Source organism: Chitinophagaceae bacterium (assembly GCA_016699815.1).
GTDB lineage: Bacteria > Bacteroidota > Bacteroidia > Chitinophagales > Chitinophagaceae > Ferruginibacter.
In genome coordinates, this window is record CP065012.1 from 636,806 (window position 1) to 658,561 (window position 21,756).

At 40.0% G+C, this 21,756-nt stretch carries 18 protein-coding genes; 9 read left to right on the forward strand and 9 right to left on the reverse strand.

Features of this window, described 5'->3' with window-relative positions; translation table 11 throughout:
• Positions 1–4 precede the first annotated feature (4 nt).
• The 5 genes from IPO46_02835 (at position 5) to IPO46_02855 (ending at position 7,148) form a co-directional block, all read left to right on the forward strand.
• A complete protein-coding gene (locus IPO46_02835; protein ID QQS63551.1) occupies positions 5–2,047 on the forward strand; it encodes a SprB repeat-containing protein in 2,043 nt (680 codons plus the stop codon).
• Positions 1,968–3,113 (forward strand): gliding motility-associated C-terminal domain-containing protein, encoded by a 1,146-nt coding sequence (locus IPO46_02840; protein ID QQS63552.1) that lies wholly within the window; start codon positions 1,968–1,970, stop codon positions 3,111–3,113. The genes IPO46_02835 and IPO46_02840 overlap by 80 nt, the downstream gene beginning before the upstream one ends.
• Before the next feature lie 165 nt (positions 3,114–3,278).
• Positions 3,279–3,683 (forward strand): hypothetical protein, encoded by a 405-nt coding sequence (locus IPO46_02845; protein QQS63553.1) that lies wholly within the window; start codon positions 3,279–3,281, stop codon positions 3,681–3,683.
• A 92-nt stretch (positions 3,684–3,775) separates the two neighbouring features.
• Positions 3,776–6,826, forward strand: coding sequence for a gliding motility-associated C-terminal domain-containing protein (locus tag IPO46_02850; protein ID QQS63554.1), 3,051 nt, complete (start codon positions 3,776–3,778; stop codon positions 6,824–6,826).
• 40 nt (positions 6,827–6,866) lie between these two features.
• Positions 6,867–7,148 carry a DUF721 domain-containing protein gene (locus IPO46_02855; GenBank protein QQS63555.1) on the forward strand — a complete coding sequence of 94 codons (282 nt, stop codon included), beginning with the start codon at positions 6,867–6,869 and terminating at the stop codon, positions 7,146–7,148.
• Between the two features lie 10 nt (positions 7,149–7,158).
• Here the strand turns inward: IPO46_02855 and IPO46_02860 are convergent, their stop codons facing one another.
• Together IPO46_02860 and IPO46_02865 are read right to left on the reverse strand one after the other, a co-directional pair.
• On the reverse strand, positions 7,159–7,941 hold the full coding sequence (locus IPO46_02860) for a polyprenol monophosphomannose synthase (GenBank protein ID QQS63556.1): 783 nt from the start codon (positions 7,939–7,941) through the stop codon (positions 7,159–7,161).
• A gap of 75 nt (positions 7,942–8,016) precedes the next feature.
• A complete protein-coding gene (locus IPO46_02865; GenBank protein QQS63557.1) occupies positions 8,017–8,790 on the reverse strand; it encodes a 3'-5' exonuclease in 774 nt (257 codons plus the stop codon).
• A gap of 252 nt (positions 8,791–9,042) precedes the next feature.
• On the opposite strand from IPO46_02865, the gene ytxJ reads away from it, so the two are divergent.
• Complete coding sequence (ytxJ, locus tag IPO46_02870) at positions 9,043–9,381, forward strand: bacillithiol system redox-active protein YtxJ (protein QQS63558.1); 339 nt, start codon at positions 9,043–9,045, stop codon at positions 9,379–9,381.
• A gap of 26 nt (positions 9,382–9,407) precedes the next feature.
• Here the strand turns inward: ytxJ and IPO46_02875 are convergent, their stop codons facing one another.
• Genes IPO46_02875 through IPO46_02885 form a run of 3 tightly spaced genes read right to left on the reverse strand, consistent with a single transcriptional unit; the run spans position 9,408 to position 12,301 of the window.
• Positions 9,408–10,706 (reverse strand): radical SAM protein, encoded by a 1,299-nt coding sequence (locus IPO46_02875; protein ID QQS63559.1) that lies wholly within the window; start codon positions 10,704–10,706, stop codon positions 9,408–9,410.
• A gap of 9 nt (positions 10,707–10,715) precedes the next feature.
• Positions 10,716–11,255, reverse strand: a complete 540-nt coding sequence (locus IPO46_02880; GenBank protein QQS63560.1) for a hypothetical protein — start codon at positions 11,253–11,255, stop codon at positions 10,716–10,718.
• Between the two features lie 2 nt (positions 11,256–11,257).
• The gene (locus tag IPO46_02885) at positions 11,258–12,301 is read right to left on the reverse strand and encodes an agmatinase family protein (protein QQS63561.1); all 1,044 of its coding nucleotides are present in this window, start codon (positions 12,299–12,301) and stop codon (positions 11,258–11,260) included.
• A gap of 180 nt (positions 12,302–12,481) precedes the next feature.
• On the opposite strand from IPO46_02885, the gene IPO46_02890 reads away from it, so the two are divergent.
• The 3 genes from IPO46_02890 (at position 12,482) to IPO46_02900 (ending at position 16,189) form a co-directional block, all read left to right on the forward strand.
• The gene (locus tag IPO46_02890; GenBank protein ID QQS63562.1) at positions 12,482–12,904 is read left to right on the forward strand and encodes a cytochrome c maturation protein CcmE; all 423 of its coding nucleotides are present in this window, start codon (positions 12,482–12,484) and stop codon (positions 12,902–12,904) included.
• A gap of 13 nt (positions 12,905–12,917) precedes the next feature.
• Entirely contained in the window at positions 12,918–15,434 is a 2,517-nt protein-coding gene (gene ccsA, locus IPO46_02895) for a cytochrome c biogenesis protein CcsA (GenBank protein QQS63563.1), read from the forward strand.
• Positions 15,435–15,514: 80 nt separating this feature from the next.
• Positions 15,515–16,189, forward strand: a complete 675-nt coding sequence (locus IPO46_02900) for a DUF4294 domain-containing protein (protein QQS63564.1) — start codon at positions 15,515–15,517, stop codon at positions 16,187–16,189.
• On the opposite strand, the gene ftcD is transcribed toward IPO46_02900, so the two are convergent.
• The 4 genes from ftcD to IPO46_02920 form a co-directional block, all read right to left on the reverse strand.
• Positions 16,184–17,836: a glutamate formimidoyltransferase gene (gene ftcD / locus IPO46_02905; protein QQS63565.1), complete on the reverse strand. Its 1,653-nt coding sequence runs from the start codon at positions 17,834–17,836 to the stop codon at positions 16,184–16,186. The genes IPO46_02900 and ftcD overlap by 6 nt on opposite strands.
• Before the next feature lie 79 nt (positions 17,837–17,915).
• The gene (locus tag IPO46_02910; protein ID QQS63566.1) at positions 17,916–18,965 is read right to left on the reverse strand and encodes an arginase family protein; all 1,050 of its coding nucleotides are present in this window, start codon (positions 18,963–18,965) and stop codon (positions 17,916–17,918) included.
• Between the two features lie 81 nt (positions 18,966–19,046).
• Positions 19,047–20,291, reverse strand: coding sequence for an imidazolonepropionase (locus IPO46_02915; protein ID QQS63567.1), 1,245 nt, complete (start codon positions 20,289–20,291; stop codon positions 19,047–19,049).
• Positions 20,292–20,293: 2 nt separating this feature from the next.
• Positions 20,294–21,667, reverse strand: coding sequence for a UDP-N-acetylmuramate--alanine ligase (locus tag IPO46_02920; protein ID QQS63568.1), 1,374 nt, complete (start codon positions 21,665–21,667; stop codon positions 20,294–20,296).
• Positions 21,668–21,756: the final 89 nt, after the last annotated feature.

The following is a 21,756-nucleotide window of genomic DNA, read 5'->3' on the forward strand; positions in this document are numbered from 1 at the left end:
TTGTTTGCTAAGATTAATATATAAAATATTATTTTTCTCTATTATTCACCTTAGTTTTATTAGAGAAATTTATGCGCAAAATAACCTGCCGGGAGGAGATCTTAACGGCTCAGTTATTACCCTCATCTGCGCCAACTCTTGTGTGCCGCTTAGCGTAAAAGTTCCCCATTTAAAATCTGCTACTGATTATAAGGTAATAGAAATACCTTTTAAGCCCTTTAAATATATAGTTGAGGATGGTCATGAAGATTCAGTAAGGCTATATTCTGTAGCAGGAGGCAGTTATTGTGTCCCTTTTCCCTTACCCTTTAACTTTTGTTTTTATGGTCAATCTTATTCAAAAGTAATGGTGTGTGGAAATGGATACCTCAGTTTTGACATATCATTAGCAAACTGGGGATCTGGTAGTAATGGTATAGGTAATACTTTACCTTACTTTGAACCTGACACTTCCACATATATTGCTTTCCTTTTACGTTCAACCATTATGGGCATGTTTTCAACATTTGACACAAGGCGTTGTGATAATCAAGCGCCAGCTCCCCCCAACGGGTTTCCCCAATGCTCTTCACCTTACGACCGAAGAATTCAATGGCGGGTGGAAGGCACGGCCCCTTCAAGAAAATTTATTGCAAGCTATTACAAAATTGGAAATGCTTTTTACGACAGTACCTCCAGTTATGTACAACCCTGTTTTTACAACCCCAATACTTTTCAAATAGTGCTCCACGAAACAAGCGGCCTTATTGATGTGCATATTGAAGACAGGATCTGTCAGCCTTCTTTGCCCCAAAAAGGGGTTGCCACACTTGGCATTCAAAACTGGGAATGTACCAGGGCCGTTACTGCCCCCGGCAAAAACTGTACCCCATGGACAGCCCATCATGAGTCTTACCGCTTCATTCCTTCCGACAGCGCTTCCCGGTTTTTAGGCGCCGAAATTTTAGATATGGCCGGTAATTCACTCGCCTTTGCCGATACCGCCACTTCCTTACCCGGGCTTTTAGACCTCCAGTTTCAAAACATTTGCCCGGGGCCTACGCTTACTAAATATATTATTAAAACAAGGTTTCTTACCTGCCAGGCTGCAGAAGAATTCATTACCCTTGATACCATTAATGTAGTGCGTAAATATCACCTGCCTGCAACCGCCTCCGTGGTTCCTGCTACCTGCGGCAACAACTCCGGCAGCATTAGCATTATTGTTACCGATAGCCTTGGCGTGCCGCCTTACCAGTATGCTATTAACGGCGGCAGTTTACAAAACAGCAATACTTTCACCGGCCTTTATGCAGGCAGCTATCCCGTTCTTGTGGTGGACTCCCGTGGTTGCGATACCGCTTTTACCGTTTCGGTTAATGGCAACGCTACACTTTCTCATACCCTCTTTGTTAAGAATGCTTTTTGTGCTGCAGTTAACAATACCGGCTCTGTTACTATTACGCCTACTACGGGTATTGGCCCGTATTTTTCAACGCTTACAGGGCCTGGCGGGCCTTATACCTATAGTGGCAATGGGCCAATTGTTTTTAATAACCTTGCTGCCGGTACTTATACTTACAACTTCTCCGATGCTTTTGCTTGCCCCGGTATTGGAGGCAATGTAGTTGTGGGGTTTAACACGCCAATAAAACCTTTTGCAAAACTGGATAAACCGCTCTGTAATGGCAACGCAGATGGCGCAATAACTTTTATGCCCGCTGGCGGCATTTATCCTTACACTTATTCTATTAATAATGGCGCCAGCTTCCAGGACAGTTCCAATTTTACCCTGCTTGCTGCTGGCACTCATCATTTTATTATTAAAGACAGCGCTGGCTGTACTAAAGATACCAGCATTGTGCTTACGCAACCTTTAGCGCTTGTGGCAACGGCTTCCCTTATTAACGCCGCCTCTTGCTTTGGCAACGATGGTAAAATACTTGTTTCCATTACTGGTGGCACTCCTAAATACTGGACCGCTGTCAATGGCAGTTTTTTTTCGCCCCGATACTTTAATTACGGCGCCTGTGGGTACTTACCCTTTTATTACTGCAATGGATATTAATGGTTGTAAGGATACGGTTGATGTACCGCTTACTATTCCTCTCAACGATACCATGCGCCTTAGCCTTGAGCAAAGTATTAATGTTTGCGAAGGTTCATCGGCTACGCTTTATCCTGTGGTGAATGATAATATTCCCGGCAATGCTTTTGCATGGCATTGGGGTTCTGTTAATGCGGCTTCAACTATTGCCAATGACTCTGTAAAAAATGCAGTAGTATCCCCTGTTGATACTTCTGTTTATTTTCTGCATGCATCATGGGGCCTTTGCCATCGCTTTGATACCATTACCGCAAACCTCCTGTACAAGCCCAGGGTAAAAGTGGGTAACGATACCATTATTTGTTTTGGCAATACTGCCTTGCTTAATGGCCGTTTATTATATGCTTCGGGGCCGGTGAATTTTAACTGGCATCCTCCCAATTTTGTAAACAACATTTACCTGCCCGTTACTTTTGCAAACCCGGCTACGGCAGGTACGCATCTTTATGCCTTGATGGTACAGGATAATTATGGATGCAATTTTTTTAGCGCAGATACCTTGCTGGTTACCGTATTGCCCCGTGTACCTGTATTTGCTGGCAACGATAGCATTGCTGTTTTGGGTGAAGCCCATCAACTTTTGGGAAGCGGTGGCCTGCAATATACCTGGGCGCCGGCAGATGTACTCAATAATGCTGCTGCTCAAAACCCCATTGCTGTTTTATACAACGATACCAGGTTCACTCTTCGGGTAATGGATATAGCGGGTTGCACCGCTATGGATACGGTGCTGATAAAAGTTTTAAAAGGACCGGCTTATTATGTGCCTACCGCTTTTAGCCCAAATGCTGATGGACGTAACGATATCTTCAGGCCAATACCTGCTGGCATCAGCAGTACAAAAAAGTTCAGCATTTACAACCGCTACGGCACAATGGTTTTTGAAACCAGCCAATGGCTTAAAGGATGGGATGGACGGTACAAAGGACAAATGCAACCTCCTGGTGCTTATATATGGTTTTTAAACGGTATGGATAAAAACGGAAAAATTATTCAAAAAAAAGGTACCGTAATTTTAATTAAATAATAGAGCTGATGTGAATGAGCTAAGTACTGTATGCTTTCTATACAGTAGCACAGAATTTTATGAAAATATAATTCGTATCTTTATTGGCACATCCCTGCCTTTATTTTTTTAACTATTATACTTGCTGTTATGAAAACAATTAGCACTTTTTTTACTTGCAATTTTTTGCTACTACTTTTTGCAGGTTTTACAGAAGTTAAAGTGCAACATAGTAAGCTTTCATTTGTTTCTACTTTTTACAACAACGGAACTATTACAATCCCTTATGTTGAAACATCGGATAATAACGGTTCGGATAATGCAACTAATATTACCCCTGGGGGTACGGCTAATTTAATTTTATTTGGCAACCCTACCGGCATAGTAGAAGCCACAGTGCAAATACCTGCAAACCACCCTGCAGGCAGGGTATATCTTACAAGAGACGACAACCCCAGTATAAAGATTGATTGTAAAACATTTCCCGCTAGTAAGACTAACGATATCATATTGAGTTTGTTTGATAATAACCCCAGTGGGTATGAATATGATATTTATTATGAGGAAGGTGCAGGGCTCACATGCCCTTAAATTCAATTTATGAAAATTTAATTCCCTTATATAAAAAAGAAATTAGTGGCAATTTATTTTTTATATTTCATTTGCACTACAAGCCCAACCTCATGAAAAAATTTATAATTAATATTGTACTATATCTTTTTTCTACAGGTATGGTTTATGCACAAAACAACCTGCCGGGTGGTAACCTTAATGGCTCTACAATTATTCTTACCTGCAGCGACTCCTGTGTACCACTAAGCGTAAAAGTTCCCCATTTAAAAGCCGGCACAGATTATAAAGTAATTGAAATACCCTATGCCCCATTTCCTTATTTTGTTGAAGGTGGGACAGAAGATTATCGAACGTACACAACTCAGCGATTCAGTTTAGCTTTTTCCCTGCCTTTTAATTTTTGTTTTTATGGCCAAAAGTATAACCAGGCTGTGATAGGTTCAATTGGTATTATCAGCTTTGATGCATCTCTTAGTGGCCTTTCTTGCCCACTCTATTCTAATTACCAATTGCCGTTGCCGCCAAATTCAAATTTGGTACCACGAGCTGCAATTATGGGCATGTATTCCAATCTAAGCCCGGCAAGATTCCTTCAAAATGAAGATACTACCCTCTGTACGTCTCCTTTTGATAGGAAAATTCAATGGAGGGTAGAAGGCACCGCTCCAAAAAGAAAATTTATTGTGAGTTACTATAAGATAGGTTCTTTTGGAAATGATAGCAGTGCTACTTACATTTCTCCATGTTTTTTTACACCCAACACTTTCCAGATTGTACTGCACGAAACAAGCGGCCTTATAGATGTACATATTGGCAACAGAACATGTCTTCCTGTTCACTTTTATGGTAATGCAATACTTGGCATACAGGATTGGAGCAGGGCTAAGTCTGTTACTGCCCCCGGCAAAAACAGCACCTTATGGACAGCCCATCATGAGTCTTACCGCTTCATTCCTTCCGACAGCGCTTCCCGGTTTTTAGGCGCCGAAATTTTAGATATGGCCGGTAATTCACTCGCCTTTGCCGATACCGCCACTTCCTTACCCGGGCTTTTAGACCTCCAGTTTCAAAACATTTGCCCGGGGCCTACGCTTACTAAATATATTATTAAAACAAGGTTTCTTACCTGCCAGGCTGCAGAAGAATTCATTACCCTTGATACCATTAATGTAGTGCGTAAATATCACCTGCCTGCAACCGCCTCCGTGGTTCCTGCTACCTGCGGCAACAACTCCGGCAGCATTAGCATTATTGTTACCGATAGCCTTGGCGTGCCGCCTTACCAGTATGCTATTAACGGCGGCAGTTTACAAAACAGCAATACTTTCACCGGCCTTTATGCAGGCAGCTATCCCGTTCTTGTGGTGGACTCCCGTGGTTGCGATACCGCTTTTACCGTTTCGGTTAATGGCAACGCTACACTTTCTCATACCCTCTTTGTTAAGAATGCTTTTTGTGCTGCAGTTAACAATACCGGCTCTGTTACTATTACGCCTACTACGGGTATTGGCCCGTATTTTTCAACGCTTACAGGGCCTGGCGGGCCTTATACCTATAGTGGCAATGGGCCAATTGTTTTTAATAACCTTGCTGCCGGTACTTATACTTACAACTTCTCCGATGCTTTTGCTTGCCCCGGTATTGGAGGCAATGTAGTTGTGGGGTTTAACACGCCAATAAAACCTTTTGCAAAACTGGATAAACCGCTCTGTAATGGCAACGCAGATGGCGCAATAACTTTTATGCCTGCTGGCGGCATTTATCCTTACACTTATTCTATTAATAATGGCGCCAGCTTCCAGGACAGTTCCAATTTTACCCTGCTTGCTGCTGGCACTCATCATTTTATTATTAAAGACAGCGCTGGCTGTACTAAAGATACCAGCATTGTGCTTACGCAACCTTTAGCGCTTGTGGCAACGGCTTCCCTTATTAACGCCGCCTCTTGCTTTGGCAACGATGGTAAAATACTTGTTTCCATTACTGGTGGCACTCCTAAATACTGGACCGCTGTCAATGGCAGTTTTTTTCGCCCCGATACTTTAATTACGGCGCCTGTGGGTACTTACCCTTTTATTACTGCAATGGATATTAATGGTTGTAAGGATACGGTTGATGTACCGCTTACTATTCCTCTCAACGATACCATGCGCCTTAGCCTTGAGCAAAGTATTAATGTTTGCGAAGGTTCATCGGCTACGCTTTATCCTGTGGTGAATGATAATATTCCCGGCAATGCTTTTGCATGGCATTGGGGTTCTGTTAATGCGGCTTCAACTATTGCCAATGACTCTGTAAAAAATGCAGTAGTATCCCCTGTTGATACTTCTGTTTATTTTCTGCATGCATCATGGGGCCTTTGCCATCGCTTTGATACCATTACCGCAAACCTCCTGTACAAGCCCAGGGTAAAAGTGGGTAACGATACCATTATTTGTTTTGGCAATACTGCCTTGCTTAATGGCCGTTTATTATATGCTTCGGGACCGGTGAATTTTAACTGGCATCCTCCCATTTTTGTAAACAACATTTACCTGCCCGTTACTTTTGCAAACCCGGCTACGGCAGGTACGCATCTTTATGCCTTGATGGTACAGGATAATTATGGATGCAATTTTTTTAGCGCCGATACCTTGCTGGTTACCGTATTGCCCCGTGTACCTGTATTTGCTGGCAACGATAGCATTGCTGTTTTGGGTGAAGCCCATCAACTTTTGGGAAGCGGTGGCCTGCAATATACCTGGGCGCCGGCAGATGTACTCAATAATGCTGCTGCTCAAAACCCCATTGCTGTTTTATACAACGATACCAGGTTCACTCTTCGGGTAATGGATATAGCGGGTTGCACCGCTATGGATACGGTGCTGATAAAAGTTTTAAAAGGACCGGCTTATTATGTGCCTACCGCTTTTAGCCCAAATGCTGATGGACGTAACGATATCTTCAGGCCAATACCTGCTGGCATCAGCAGTACAAAAAGGTTCAGCGTTTACAACCGCTACGGCACAATGGTTTTTGAAACCAGCCAATGGCTTAAAGGATGGGATGGACGGTACAAAGGACAAATACAACCTCCTGGTGCTTATATATGGTTTTTAAACGGTATGGATAAAAACGGAAAAATTATTCAAAAAAAAGGTACCGTAATTTTAATTAAATAATAGAGCTGATGTAATACTAAACTAATCCTACTTTTACACTATGGGAGAATTTTCAATGCAGGATGCCATGAAGCAGTTTTTAAAACACAGCCGTTTAAAACAGGGCATTCAATCGGTACAAATAGAAGAGGTATGGGAAGAGGTAATGGGCAAAACCATTGCCCAATACACCGATAAGCTGGAGATAAAAGGCCATACACTTTTCATTACTTCAAAAGTAGCGTCTTTAAAAAACGAATTGCTTTACCAAAAAGAAAAAATAATAGAACGAATTAATGAGGCAATGGGCGAAAAAATTATTTACGAAGTGAAGATAATTTAAGCTGGCAAAATTATACAATGGCATTTTGCTGCGGATACAATGGCGCTTCAGCGGGAAGCATTACTTTTTTACGGTAGTTTTTAAACATACTATGCCACTTTAAAGATAGCACTCCCAAAATACCTTCTTTTACAATACTCTTGTTCATTTTACTCAACCCGAGTTTTCGGTCAATAAAAGTGATGGGAACTTCTTTAATTTTAAAACCTAGTTTCCAGGCAGCAAATTTCATTTCTATCTGGAAAGCATAGCCCTCAAATTTTATGGCATCGAGGTTAATAGATTCCAGCACATTGCGTTTATAACAAACAAACCCTGCGGTAGGATCCTTAATGGGCATTGCCGTAATAACTCTGGTATAAAACGAAGCGCCTTTGGATAAAGCGATCCTGTCCGAAGGCCAGTTTTCTACTGCACCTCCGGGTACATACCTTGAGCCAACCGCAACATCGGCGCCGCCTTCATAACATGCATCATACAATCTTTCTAAATCTATGGGATTGTGGGAAAAATCGGCATCCATTTCAAAAATATACTGGTAGCCTTTTTCGAGGCTCCATTTAAATCCGTGAATGTACGCTGTTCCTAAACCCAGCTTGCCCTGGCGCTCCTCTAAAAAAAGGCGGCCTGGATATTCCGGCATTAAAGACCGTACAATTGAAGCCGTACCATCGGGTGAGCAATCATCAATAATAAGTACATGAAATTCTGTTTGCAATGCCATTACAGCATTTACGATGGAACGAATATTTTCCTTTTCGTTGTAAGTGGGTATAATTACTACCTTATCCAAAAAATGATGGTTTCCGCTTTGATGAAATACAATTTTACAAAAAATTCCGGTTATTCAGAGCGAAAATTTGCCAGATTATTTCACTTTTAACAGGCATTTATTAAACAATTCCGTGGCTTTCATTTTGGTATGCAATGCAAAATCGCCCTTCATCATCCAATCATAATAGTGTGGCTCAATTTTAAACACGTAAGATGCAGGCTTACCCTTAAATTTTCCAAAATTGAAAACTTCCTCCCCTTTTTCATCATAAATAAACCTGCGGGCATAGTCTATAATTTTATCCTCACCTATTACTTCAAGAATGCTTTCGGTAGAATTGCCCAATTGGGTATAGCGGTCAAGCTGAGCTTCCAGTACTTCAATTGTTGCGTTAATATCTGCTTCGGCACTATGGGCATTTTCCAATTCTCTATTGCAAAAAAACTTGTACGCCGCAGAAAGAGTACGGGGTTCCATTACATAAAAAATATGTTGCACATCCACCATTTTTTGCTTACTTAAATCGAGGTCCATTTCTGAACGTAAAAATTCTTCCATAAGCATAGGGATATCAAAACGGTTGCTGTTGTAGCCGCCAAGGTCGCAACCATCAATAAACTGTTTTATTTCATTTGCCGCCTGCTTAAAAGTGGGCGCATCTTTTACCATTGCATCATTAATACCATGAATGTCTGTGGCGCTTTGCGGAATGGGAATTTGCGGATTTAATAACTTTCTTTTGGCCAGTTTACTGCCATCGGTCATAATTTTTACCATGGCAATTTCAACAATACGATCGGTAGAAAGACTTACTCCAGTTGTTTCCAAATCAATAAAACAAATAGGGCGTTTTAGGTTCAACTTCATTTTATAAAATTAAGGTTATCAGATTTACATTTTCAAGGTAAAATCATGCAAATGTAAATGTAAATTCAATAATAATTTATGATGCCAATTTATTTTTATATTTGCATACAATTCACCAACAAATGAAAAAAATACTTTTTGTATTTACTATAATGATTTCTCTTACGGTATTATTTTACAGTTGCAGTGGCAGTAGAAAAACCGGCTGCCCCATGAACGAAAAAATTATCCACTAAAGTTTTTCTCTTCTCAATGAATTGGATTTCAATAGAATATCACAGCCACCTGGAAGATATAAAGGAAAAATCGTTTACCCGTTTTCAGTTAATTTTTAAGCATAGTACCAGGTGCAGCATTAGCAGTATGGCAAAAAGCAGGTTAGAAAGGGCAAATGCGCCTAAAAATATTGATTATTATTTTATGGATTTAATTAAGTTCAGGGAACTATCCAATAAAATTGCCACTGAATTCCATGTAAACCATGAATCTCCTCAAGTTTTACTTATAAAAAACGGGGAATGTATTTACGCCGAAAGCCATAATGGTATTGCCATGGAAGAAATTGAAATATTTACACAGCAGGTAAATTAAATAACTACTGCAATTTTTTTTAAGGATTAGTGAGCAAAGTCGTTTTCAAAATTTCCTTTTATACGTTCCATGGAAGGATTAAAATAGCCGAATTTTAGATGCGGATATTTTTGCCGGATATTGAGCAGCAGCTTTTTCATACCCAGGCATTCACCAGTTTCGGTAACGCCAATTTTACCCAAATACCAATCAGGATCAATATTAAAGTTTCTCCATTGTATCATGCATAAATCTGTTTCTTTAATTAGTTTGCATAAGGCTTCGTATTCTTCCACGCTATCCGTCATTCCGGGAAAAACAAAATAGTTGAGGCTTGTCCATCCGCCATAGCTCCGTACTGTTTTAAGGCCTTCTATTAAATCGTTAAAAACATAATTATTGGGGCGGTAATAAGGCGTATAAACTTTTTCCCTGGCAGAATTTAAACTTACTCTCATACTGTTTAAACCTGCTTCGCACAAGGCTTTTATGGCATCGGGTTTGCTTCCATTGGTATTAATATTGATGCTTCCGTTTGCTGTATGTTTACGAATTTCAATTATGGCTTCTTTAATGGTCTCCCACATTAATAAAGGTTCGCCTTCGCAACCCTGCCCGAAACTTACAATTGGAAAAGGGGCCGTTTTCAAATGTGGCACCGTGTATTCCACAATTTCTTCGGCACTGGGTTTAAAAACCAGCCTGTCCTGTGTACTTACTATCGTTTCCTCCTGCGGTTGAAAACTAATGCATCCAAGGCAATTGGCATTACAAGCAGGAGAAACCGGTACCGGGCATTCCCACCTGCTCAATGCAAAATTTCTTGCCGCCGGGCAGGTATAAGTTAGGCAGCAGTTTTCCATTAAATGTTTTACCAGCCTGTTTTCGGGATAAGCTTTTAATAAATGCTTTGCGCCAATTTCAATTTCATCGGTATTAAAACCTGCATGTTCCTGCCGGATGTCTTTTTCAATTCTTATTGCCGGCACATAAAATTTATTATTGTACCAACCTGTTGCCGTATAACAAAATAAAGGTAGCGTAGGCGCTTCGGGCAGGGTTTCGTAAGCGGCAATATAAAAGCCCGTAAAAGCAGGCGGAATAAATGCAGCCACAGCCCAGCCTTTTTCACAAATACGCATTTGGCCTGTTGCCACATCTACGCCAATACCACGCCTGCCGGGCAGTTCGTACATCTGGCCGCCTTCGGGTAATTCTATCCATTCATTTTCGGGTACAAGTATAGCTTCCCAGCCTGTTCTTCCTGTTGTGTAAAGCGAAGTATCTTCAAAAATATTTCCCTTACCATCAGAATATAATAAATATGGAGAATGCGATAATAACATACTTTACATTTAAAGATTTAAAGCCTCAACCTGTTGTTTGCAAAAGCAATTAAACGCTACTGTATCTATACCAGTAAGTTCATTTTCTTCAAATACCAACTGCAACAAATGGTTACTGGTTAAATCAATAGTAAGTATATCGTCTTTAAGCAATGCCTGGTTTACCTGCTTCCAGCCATATTTTTTAGGGATAAAAGAAGGGAATAAAATACCGCTTTCATCTATAATAATTTGCTTTGGCCTGTTTACCATAAAACTTACCACCGCTAAAACTAACAGAAAAACGGCAGCTAGAAAAAAATGCATATAAAAAGATAATGAAGCAAGTATCAAAAAACCATCTAAGGTAAAAATGGAAAGCCTTTTAGCATCTTTTCTGAAAATTATGGCCAGCAGCAAAGTAAGCAATGCAATCGCAACACCTAAAAAAGCTAGTTTTTTTTCCATTGCAATATTAAGGAACCAGCCTGCAATTAAAATACATAAAGGTACTGTTGTACTTATCACATAGGTTTTATTTTCCTTTACCCAAATTTGAAAAGAGGCCATAATCAACTATTACAATGCAACAATAAATTGCTTAGTTTAAAAAGGATACGGGCCGCAACATTTTCGTCCCACTCATTATTACTTACACCAGTTTCATTTAAATCGAAGCCAATTATTTTTTTACCGGAAGTAATAATTTGTTTAAAGAGGTAAAAAGCCTGCTCTACTTCCAGGCCGCCATGCACCGGCGTTCCGGTAAAAGGGCACAATTTAGGATCGAGGCCATCTACATCAAAACTGATATATACATTTGCCGGAAGCTGCTCAACAATAGCTGTTGCAATATTTTTCCAGGTAGCGCCATCATACAGGGCTTCTTTAATTTCATTATCAAAAAAGCATTTTACCCGGTAGTTGGATGCGCTGATAAATTCTGCTTCTTCCTGGCAATAATCCCTTGGGCCTACCTGCACCAGTTTTTTTACCTGAGGTATTTGCTCCAAAACATTATACATGATTGAGGCATGAGAGTATTCAAAACCTTCGTAGCATTTACGCAGGTCGCAATGGGCATCAATTTGTAAAATGCCAAAATCATTATATTTATCTGCAATGGCTTTTATAAAACCAAAAGGCGTACTATGGTCTCCGCCTAGCAAGCCAATAAGTTTGCCTTTATCCAATAAGCCTTTTGCCTGCTGGTAAACCCAATCATTTAAAAAAAGGCTGCCTGCATTTATATCTTTTAATGTTTTGCACATAAATTTATTGTCGCCAATAATTTCACCTTCCGAAATATAATTGATGTACAGTTCGGCTTCTTTACGCAGGTAATCGCTTTTGGTGAGTATTTTTTCATTTATGGCACGCATAAAAATACCTTTTCGCCATTCATCAGGATGTTCTGTATCAAACAAATCTACCTGGAAGCTGGCTTTAAAAATACGATCTGGGGCACGAGCTGTACCGCCACGGTAGCTTACGGTAACCTCCCAGGGAATAGGCATAATAATAAGGCGTGCATCGTCTTCTGAAGAAGGAAGCCCGAAAATATTATTATTGACATTTCCTACACTATTGGGGTCAAAAGTTGACAGGTCTGCCATGATGGGTAATCGTTTTAGGGCAGCAAAGATAGAGGGTTATTTATTGGTATTGCATGATTTTAATTTCATTTTTACGGCATTGGAACTAAATGTTAAACTACCTTGTATAAGTTAAATAATCTATCATACTCATACGATTTTAAATTATCTTTGCAACCAATTTTAGCAAAGTTTCATAACATGAAAAGATCGCATATTATTATTTTAATTGGTATTGCAGTTGTTATTGCCGGATTACTGGCTTATTCAGCCGATTTTTCTACTTACGACAGTATTAATTCTGCCAAAGAAAAACCGGGAAAATTTGTACACATTATTGCCCAGTTGGATAAAACTCAACCGGTGGAATTTGACCCCATTAAAAACCCCAATTATTTATCTTTTTATGCTGTTGACAGCCTGGGCGGAAAAACAAAAGTGGTTTTTCACAACAGCAAACCCACCGATTTGGAAAAAAGTGAAAGGCTGGTGCTAAAAGGTAAAATGCAGGCCGACGGAAACTTTGAATGCAGCGACATTCTTTTAAAATGCCCCAGCAAATACAAAGAAGAAAAAGGCGCTGTGCAAAAAAACCTCAACGAACAAACTTCAGTTATCAACTGAAAATAACCAAAGCATGAATTTTATTGGAGAACATTTATTTGCCGGCCAGCTTGGCCACTTACTTATTATCTTAGCTTTTGTTGCTTCACTGGTTTCCTTTATATCCTATGCGGCATATAGTTTTGAAAAAAAACAAGAGCAAAAAAATTACTGGTTAAAACTTGCCCGTATTTCTTTTTTATTAGAAGCCATTAGCATCCTTACCGTTTTTGGATTGGTATATTACATTTGCGCCAATCATTTGTATGAGTACATGTATGTGTACAAGCATGCTTCCAGGGAGCTGGAGCCCAAGTATCTGCTTGCCTGTATTTGGGAAGGCCAGGAAGGAAGTTTTTTATTGTGGAGCATTTGGCATGTTATAATTGGGTCGGTATTTATTTTTAAACGCAACTCACCCTGGGAAAGCCCGGTACTTACGGTTATTAACCTTGCACAGGCATTTATGATGCTTATGATACTGGGTATTTATATTGGAGATGTAAGAATTGGCAATAGCCTGTTTGCCCTTACAAGAAATGAAATAGTAGCACCTATTTTCACCCAACCCAATTACCTGGATTTTGTAAAAGATGGTATGGGATTAAATGTTTTACTCCGCAATTATTGGATGGTAATACACCCGCCGGTATTGTTTTTGGGCTTTGCTCTTACCCTTGTGCCTTTTGGGTTTGCTTATGGTGCATTAACCAGCAAAAAATTTGGCGACTGGGTAAAACCGGCATTGCCCTGGGTTTTATTGAACGCCTGTGTATTGGGCATGGGCATTATGATGGGTGGAAAATGGGCTTACGAAAGCCTGAGTTTTGGCGGTTACTGGGCCTGGGATCCTGTAGAAAATGCATCCCTCGTTCCATGGTTAATTTTAATTGCTGGCCTGCATACCATGCTGGTGTATAACCACACAGGCCATTCCTTAAAAGCCAGTTTCCTTTTTATCATCCTTGCTTTTGCATTTGTTTTATACTCCACTTTTCTTACCAAAACGGGTGTACTGGGAGATGCATCCGTGCACTCTTTTACCGATCCGGGAAAAGCTATTAACATTATGATTACGGCTTTTCTTGCAACATTTTCCCTGGGTGGATTAGCCTTATTTTTCGGCAGGTTTAAACAAATAAAAGAAACACATACAGAAGAGGCATTAAACAGCCGTGAGTTTTGGATGTTTATTGGTTCGTTAATTTTCTTTCTTACCGCTTTATTTATTATTGCCAAAACATCGGTTCCGTTAGTCAATAAAGTTATAGGCACCAACTTTGCACCACCGCAGGATGTAGAATTTTCTTACAACAAAGTGGCCGCAATGATTGCCATTATTATAGGTATGCTTACGGCTATTGGCCAATATTTTAAATATAAAAGCACGCCACGAAGGTATTTCATAAAAAAAATACTTTGGCCTACGGTAATTGCTGCCCTGCTTTTTTCGCTACTGGTTTATTTTTATCCGTTAAATTTTCGCAAGCATGGTATTGGTTTTTTAGTAGCCTTGTATATTGCCGAATTTGCAACACTTTATTCCCTAATTGCCAATGCATTTTATATTTATGCCGTTCAGGGCCGAAAGTTTTTTAGCACCGGCGCATCTATCTCCCATGCAGGTTTTGCTTTTATGCTTTTTGGAATGATTATTTCTTCATCCAACAAAGAAGTTATTAGTAATAGCAGGGTAAATGGAATTAATTTGCCTACTGTGGTGGACCCAATGACACGCCAGCAGGACGACCCAAGGGAAAACCTTACTTTATTAAGAATGGTACCCACAACAATGGGCCACTATGAAGTAACCTATACTGGTGATTCATCTGGCTCCGAAAAAGGCCGGAAGTATTACCGCATGAATTTTGTGGCAAAAGATAAAACAGGAAAAATTACTGAAACATTTACCCTGCTGCCCGATGTATACCAAATGAAGGACAACAACATGAGCAGCAACCCCGACACGAGGAACTATCTTACCAAAGATGTATTTACTTATCTTACCTCGGCTCTCAACGAAAACGCTAAAGAAGATACTTCATCTTTCTCCATAAAAGAAATGCATATTGGCGATACTTCTTTTTATGATAAAGGATATTTCGTACTCAATAAAGTGGTAAAATCGCCTCAAAATGAACGGTACAATTATGGCAAAGATGATATGGCGCTAATGGCAGATATTACCGTGGTAAGCAACGACAGTATGCGCTACAAAGCCATGCCTCTTATTGCCATAGATTCATTAGATATGATTAACCATATTGATGATACCATTTATGCCCAAAACCTTTTTTTGAGGTTTGCCGGGGTAGCTGAGCATTCTCATGTAAAAATCGGGTATAAAGAATCGGAAAAACTCATTGATTTTATATCCGTTAAAACCTATATTTTTCCCTACATAAACCTGGTATGGCTGGGCCTGGTTATAATGGGTATCGGTTTGGCGTTGAGTATGCTTAAAAGGTTCGGGTTCAATACCAAAATATCTTCTGTAGCCCTTTTGCTCATTGCTGTTGCCATATTTTACATGTTCCTGCTTGCGAATTAACAATTTTATTTTTAATTTAATTGCTAATTTAGGTTACTTTATGCCTACCGGTATATTAAAGTAAGAACTGCTTTAAGCAAATGAAAAGGATTTTTATTAAAAATCAATTTAAGTATTTATTGGCCCTGCTAATGGCTTCGGGTTTTTGCTGTGTAATACCTACATATGCCCAACTGGAAGCTATTGCAGGCAAAGGCATTTACGATACATTACTTACCGCAGCCGTAATTTACAACGGCGATACTATTGAAGCAAAAACCCTGGAAAATGTTTTACTGGTATGTAAACTTACCGATGAACAATTAAAAGCTAAGGCAAAATACAACCGCTTACGCAATGCCGTTTATGTTACATATCCTTATGCACGCCGTGCCGGTGTTGTAATGAACGATATTAATGCAAAACTTTCAAACATCTACGAAAAAGACAAGCGCAAAAAATATATAAATTCCCGGGAAACCGAATTGAAGAAAGAATTCACTAAGCCATTAATGGACCTTTCGGTTTACCAGGGGAAAGTGTTGATGAAACTTATTAACCGGGAAACAAACAACAACTGCTACGAGATAATAAAAGAATATAAAGGTGGTTTAACGGCACGTTTTTACCAAACCATTGCTTTCTTTTTTAACAGCAGTTTAAAACAACCTTACAACCCAAAAGATGGGGATGATGCTGCCATTGAAAAATTTGTAAAAGAGGTGCAGCGCATGTATGGCTACCCCGAAATACAGTACAACAAAAAATTGTTATAGGCCTATTTTATCATTTACCCGTTTTACAATTTCTGCTTCCATAGCTATGGCTTTATTTTGGATATCGGTTCCCTTTTTCACTATTTCAGCAACATAATTTTTATCATCGTAACCGGCGGCATTAATACGTACGTTCATAAAAGCGCCCATTACAGCGCTTCTTGCACAAAGCGCACCCACACCTGCATCCGATACCGAATTGGGGTTTCCTTTTTCTGCCATTGCTTTTATAAGTTCCATACCTGCAAAGGATACTTCCATTACTTTAAAAGGAATTTCAATTGCAAATTTTGTGGCTTCCTGAATGGACTTGTTCCTAAAAGTTTTTTCTTCGTTTGTAGCTTTTGGTAAAGCAAAGGCATCCATAATTTTATTAAAAGCTAAAGTATCGGCATCCACAAGGCGAATGAGTTCATCTTTCAATTGCTGGCCCTTTGCGGCCCAGTTACTAAATTCTTCCCAACGGCTATCCCAGCCTTTTTTATGTGAACTCAAATTGGCCACCATGGTTGCCAGTGATAGGCCCAGGCTGCCTACATACGCTGCAACAGAGCCTCCGCCTGGAGCCGGGCTTTCGCTTGCCGTTTCATTTGCAAATGCATGGAGTTGCATGTTTACCAGGTTACTGTCGGTAGCATTTTTTAACAGGTATTCAATAATTCTTTCTTCGGGTTTAAAAGGCGTTAATTCCTCAAGCCCCAATGATTTTACGGCAATTTTTATCAATTCCTTTTCACTAATACCAAGGGAGCGTTGTTGTTTTTGCAAAAAATATTTACCGGCATCCGTCATGGCTTTTAAGGGAATTAAACCCACCAATTCACTTCCGGTAACCCTTATTCCCCTTGCATCCGCTTTTTTACAAACCTCATCGAATGCAATATGCATGGGCGTAATATTAATATTGGTGAGGTTCATACTTATTTGGGCAATGCCGTATTCTTCAATAAACCATCCAATTGCTTTTACACTTTTAAGCGTTCCCGGTTTGTGTACTTTTGCCCCGTTTTCTTCTACAGTTCTGCCGGCTTCCCTTACATCAAAAGCCACAGCATTGGCACGGCGGGTAGAGGTAGTGTTGAGGTTTACATTGTAGGCCACTAAAAAATCTCTTGCGCCAATAACGGTACCGCCACGCTTTGCGTCAAATACTGTTGGGCCAAAATCAGGTTGCCACTCGGGCAATTTTATTTTTTTAAAAAATCCCTCGTATTCGCCAGCCCTTATTACCGATAAATTGCTGCGCTCTTTATTGGGTTGCGCCGCTTCATATAAATAAACCGGTATGTTTAATTCTTCCCCCACTCTTTTTGCCAATTTTTTTGCGTAAGCGGCGGTTTCTTCCATGCTGATATTTGCAATAGGAATAAAAGGGCAAACATCTGTAGCGCCCATACGGGGATGCTCCCCTTTGTGCTTAGCCATATCTATAAGTTCGCCGGCTTTTTTAATAGCCCTAAAAGCCGCTTCTACCACAGCTTCCGGCTCACCTACTATGGTTACCACCGTTCTGTTGGTTGCTTTTCCGGAATCTACATTGAGTAATCTTGCGCCTTCAACAGTTTCTATTTGCTGTGTAATTTGATGAATTATGGAAAGATCGTTGCCTTCGCTAAAATTAGGCACACATTCTATAAGTTGCTGCATGAACAATAAATTTTAAAGCTAAGATATTACATTATTAACAGCCATAAATTTTGATGGAGAAATAATCTTTTCCTCAAGATTACGCAATATTGGCTTTTACAAAATCGCTTATCAGCGTGCTTATTAACTTAGCCGTTTCATCGCTTTTTAAACCATCATGCATTTGGCAGGCGCCATCACAAATATGTAAAAAAGCTGCTTTTACATCGGTGCCTGCAAAGCTGATGAATTGCCTTGCCTGCAAAGCCGTTAACCCCACAGGAGAATGTGCGCTGCTGAGCAGATGCTCAATTAAGGCTATACTTAATTCCACCCCGCAAAAATTCTCTTCTGTAAAACCTGTTGCGTGGGCCACTGCCTGTATAAAGCTTTGCCTTTCATGAATAAAAATATCTTCATAAAAACGGTAATGAATAAAATGATTATCGTGCATTTTATTTAATACATTTTGTGCAACACTATGCTGCTGCAAACCTACGATGGCATACTTTCCCAGGTAGCCATCTGTTTCGGCATAGCTATATGCGTTGCTGCTGTGGCGGCCTTCTGCAGGGCTGTAGCCCGCTTCGCCGGAAAGGCTTATTGCATTAATTTGGGCAAGCGGAATTTTTCCTGATTTATGCAGTCCTTTTGCTACTGCTTTTATTAATGGGTAAGCATTATTGCGGCCACCACCTATTACCAATGGTATTTTACCATAAAATGAAATGGACTTTATAATTTGTTCTACTTCTTCATCAATTATGTGTACGGCATGGCGACAGGCATCTACTTTTTCTTCGGGGTTGTAAGCATTGTTTTCTATAAGGTATTTTATATCGCCAAAATCATAATGCCCCAGGAGCAATATTTCATCCCCATTTAAAAAATCGTTGCTTTGCGCATTAAGGAAAGTGTTTAAAAAAGGATACCATGCAGTATCTACGCCACCGGTGCCGTAATTGGCCATTACGCCAATATCTTCGGGTATGCCCAGCAATACATATTTTGCTTTGGATTGGGCAAGCACTTCGGGCCATTCGGCATTTTCCGGCAGGCATTGCAGCCTTTCACCCAGTTTTGTTTCAAACCGGCGTACTTTAGTAAGAGAAAGAATATCTTTTTTATTGTAAAACTTAAAGTGCTTCATATTTTTTTGCTTGCCTAATACTATGATAAGCAAAGTAATTAAAGGAAATGTGTTGAACAAAAAAATTTAAGGGAATTCTCTCTATTGTACCCAGTTACCTTTGAGCATTACTTTATCTATATGGTTGCTGCCAAAGCTATAGAAAAGATAAGCCAGGGAAGGAATTGGTTTAGTAAATATGAGGTTTGCCGCTTTACCAATAGTAATAGAACCCAGTTCATTTTCCAATTCCATGGCGTAAGCGCCATTTAAGGTAGAAGCATTTATTACTTCTTCAGGAAGCATTTTCATTTGTATGCAACTCATTGCATTTACCAGGTTCATATTACCGCTGGGTGATGAACCCGGGTTAAAATCCGATGCAAGTGTTACGGCTGCACCTGCATCAATTAATTTTCTTGCCGGTTGAAATGGCATTCTTAAAAAGAATGCTGCAGTAGGCAGTAAAGTACTGCAGCCCTTATATAAACCCAGCATTTGGATTTCTTCTTTGTTTACCGTTTCCAAATGATCCAGTGATACAGCGCCTAATTTAATGCCCGCTTCAATTGCGCCAATACTGTTGAGTTGGTTTACATGCAACTTTGGTTTTAACTGATGGAAAGCGCCTGCCTTACAAATTTTTATCATTTCATCTGGTGAAAAAAAGCCAGTTTCGCAAAACACATCAATATAATCGGCCAGTTTTTCTGCGGCAATTACCGGTAGCATTTCATCAATTATTTGTCGTATATAACCTTCATGGTTTTCTTTAAAAGCTGCAGGGTAGGTATGTGCGCCTAAAAATGTGGATTTTATTGTAACATCCGATTGCTGCTTTAGCCGTTTTATAACCCTCAGCATTTTCAACTCTGCTTCTACCGTAAGGCCATAGCCACTTTTAATTTCAATGGCTCCTGTACCCAGCGCCGCAAGTTCGTTCAGCCTTTTTAAGGCCGATTGGAACAATTCCTCCTCTGGGTTTTCATTTAATTTTTTTGCAGAGTTTAAAATACCTCCTCCTTTTGCAGCAATTTCGGCATAGCTTAGCCCGTTTATTTTATCAATAAATTCATTTTCCCTGCTCCCGGCAAATACAATATGCGTATGGCTATCGCACCAGCAGGGTAAAATCATTTGGCCATAAATATCTACCACATTTTTGGGCAAATGCGGCACACGTAACTCCAGCTCATACATAGGCCCGTAACCTGCTATCAGGCCATCTTCTACCAGTAAGTAGGCATCAGCAATACAAGGTAAATCAGCCAATGCTTTACCCCGCAACTGCACATAGGTTTCCCTGCTGTTAATTAATTTGCTTATATGGGTAAATAAAACCGTCATGTTTACAGTTGTTCAAAAATATCTTTGCTAAATTTTTCAAGGCCCGGATCCCTTGCGCCCATTAACAACAGCACGGTGCCTTCGGTTAAATGCGGCCTTACAGTTTCTAAAAATTTATTCCTGTCTTTCACAAAAAAGGCATTTTTTCCCAATGCGTTAATATCCTGTATTAAATCATTTGCAGAAATATCTTTAACTGTGGTTCCTCCTGCATAAAATATTTCACTCATCCATATTTCATCCTGTTGCCGAAGTGTTTCGGCAATTTCTTTTACAAAATCATTTCTCAAAAACCTTGTAGGCCCGTAACCATGTGGCTGAAACCATGCCACAACTTTTTGTGCCAGTGGCTGGCAGGCAGCAATGGATGCGGCACATTTGGCCGGGTTGTGGGCATAATCATCTATTACCCAAATGCCGTTTTTATTGCCTAATACCTGGTGGCGGCGATATATACCCTCGTAAGTTTTTAATGCTTCGGCAGATACTGCTAATGGTACGCCAAGCTGCAAAGCAACGGCTGCGGCAGCCACCGCATTTTCCATACTGTGCTTTCCAATTGCGTGCATTAAAAATTTTATTCCATTAATTTCAAAAGAAATTTCAAAAGCCTGCTGGTTAAAATTAATTGCGTTGGTGCCTGCATTGCCGTTTATAGAAAAATCGTTTTGTAAATTTTGCGACAACTGCTTTGCCAAAGCATTGGATTGATTTACGATGAATTTTCCTGTGGTATTATTTTTAAAAATGGAAAAAATGCTTAAGAGTTCGTCAATCTCCTGGTGGTCTTTATCAATATTTAAGAGCAAACCCACTTCGGGCCTGTACTCAATAACAGACCCATCACTTTCATCTGCTTCAATAACGAGCCACTCGCCTGCGCCTACTTTTGCATTGCCTATTTTGCCTTCTTTAATAATACTGGTTAAGCCTGCGCCGCTTATAATGCTGGGTTGCATACCTGCATGTTGCAATACTTGAAACAACATAGCGCTGGTAGTACTTTTTCCCGATGTGCCGCCTACGGCGATGGTTCGCTTGCTATTTGCTATTAATGCCAGTACCTGGCTCCTTTTTAAAATGGGTATGTTGAGCGCTTTGGCTTTTTGCACTTCGGCAACGGTATCTTCAATTGCTGTTGACACCACAACCAGTTGTGTTTTGTTTGTAATGCCATCGCCGTTTTGCAAAAAACATTTAATGCCTTCGGCTTCCAGTTTGCTTCGTGTTTCGTTTACTTCGCCAGCAACAAAATATCTGTCGCTGCCGCTTACCTCTTTTCCTGTACCGGCAAGGTATTGGGCAATTGCGCTCATACCTGCGCCTGCAACCCCAATAAAAAAAATATGCTGGTAACTATTTATTGATGGAGCCATAACTGGTTTTACAGTTGCTAATTTAAGCAATAGTTAATGAGCTATTGAAATAATAAATACTTATAAAAAAAATCGGTAGAAAATTTGTA

Bases quoted from the DNA above. Each gene is read 5' to 3' on its own strand.
- IPO46_02910 (QQS63566.1), bottom strand. From the start codon at position 18,965: ATGAAGCACTTTAAGTTTTACAATAAAAAAGATATTCTTTCTCTTACT.
- ftcD (QQS63565.1), bottom strand. From the start codon at position 17,836: ATGCAGCAACTTATAGAATGTGTGCCTAATTTTAGCGAAGGCAACGAT.
- IPO46_02920 (QQS63568.1), bottom strand. From the start codon at position 21,667: ATGGCTCCATCAATAAATAGTTACCAGCATATTTTTTTTATTGGGGTT.
- IPO46_02865 (QQS63557.1), bottom strand. From the start codon at position 8,790: ATGAAGTTGAACCTAAAACGCCCTATTTGTTTTATTGATTTGGAAACA.
- IPO46_02875 (QQS63559.1), bottom strand. From the start codon at position 10,706: ATGTTATTATCGCATTCTCCATATTTATTATATTCTGATGGTAAGGGA.
- IPO46_02915 (QQS63567.1), bottom strand. From the start codon at position 20,291: ATGACGGTTTTATTTACCCATATAAGCAAATTAATTAACAGCAGGGAA.
- IPO46_02840 (QQS63552.1), top strand. From the start codon at position 1,968: ATGGCAGTTTTTTTTCGCCCCGATACTTTAATTACGGCGCCTGTGGGT.
- IPO46_02850 (QQS63554.1), top strand. From the start codon at position 3,776: ATGAAAAAATTTATAATTAATATTGTACTATATCTTTTTTCTACAGGT.
- IPO46_02885 (QQS63561.1), bottom strand. From the start codon at position 12,301: ATGGCAGACCTGTCAACTTTTGACCCCAATAGTGTAGGAAATGTCAAT.
- IPO46_02880 (QQS63560.1), bottom strand. From the start codon at position 11,255: ATGGCCTCTTTTCAAATTTGGGTAAAGGAAAATAAAACCTATGTGATA.
- ytxJ (QQS63558.1), top strand. From the start codon at position 9,043: ATGAATTGGATTTCAATAGAATATCACAGCCACCTGGAAGATATAAAG.
- IPO46_02900 (QQS63564.1), top strand. From the start codon at position 15,515: ATGAAAAGGATTTTTATTAAAAATCAATTTAAGTATTTATTGGCCCTG.
- ccsA (QQS63563.1), top strand. From the start codon at position 12,918: ATGAATTTTATTGGAGAACATTTATTTGCCGGCCAGCTTGGCCACTTA.
- IPO46_02890 (QQS63562.1), top strand. From the start codon at position 12,482: ATGAAAAGATCGCATATTATTATTTTAATTGGTATTGCAGTTGTTATT.
- IPO46_02855 (QQS63555.1), top strand. From the start codon at position 6,867: ATGGGAGAATTTTCAATGCAGGATGCCATGAAGCAGTTTTTAAAACAC.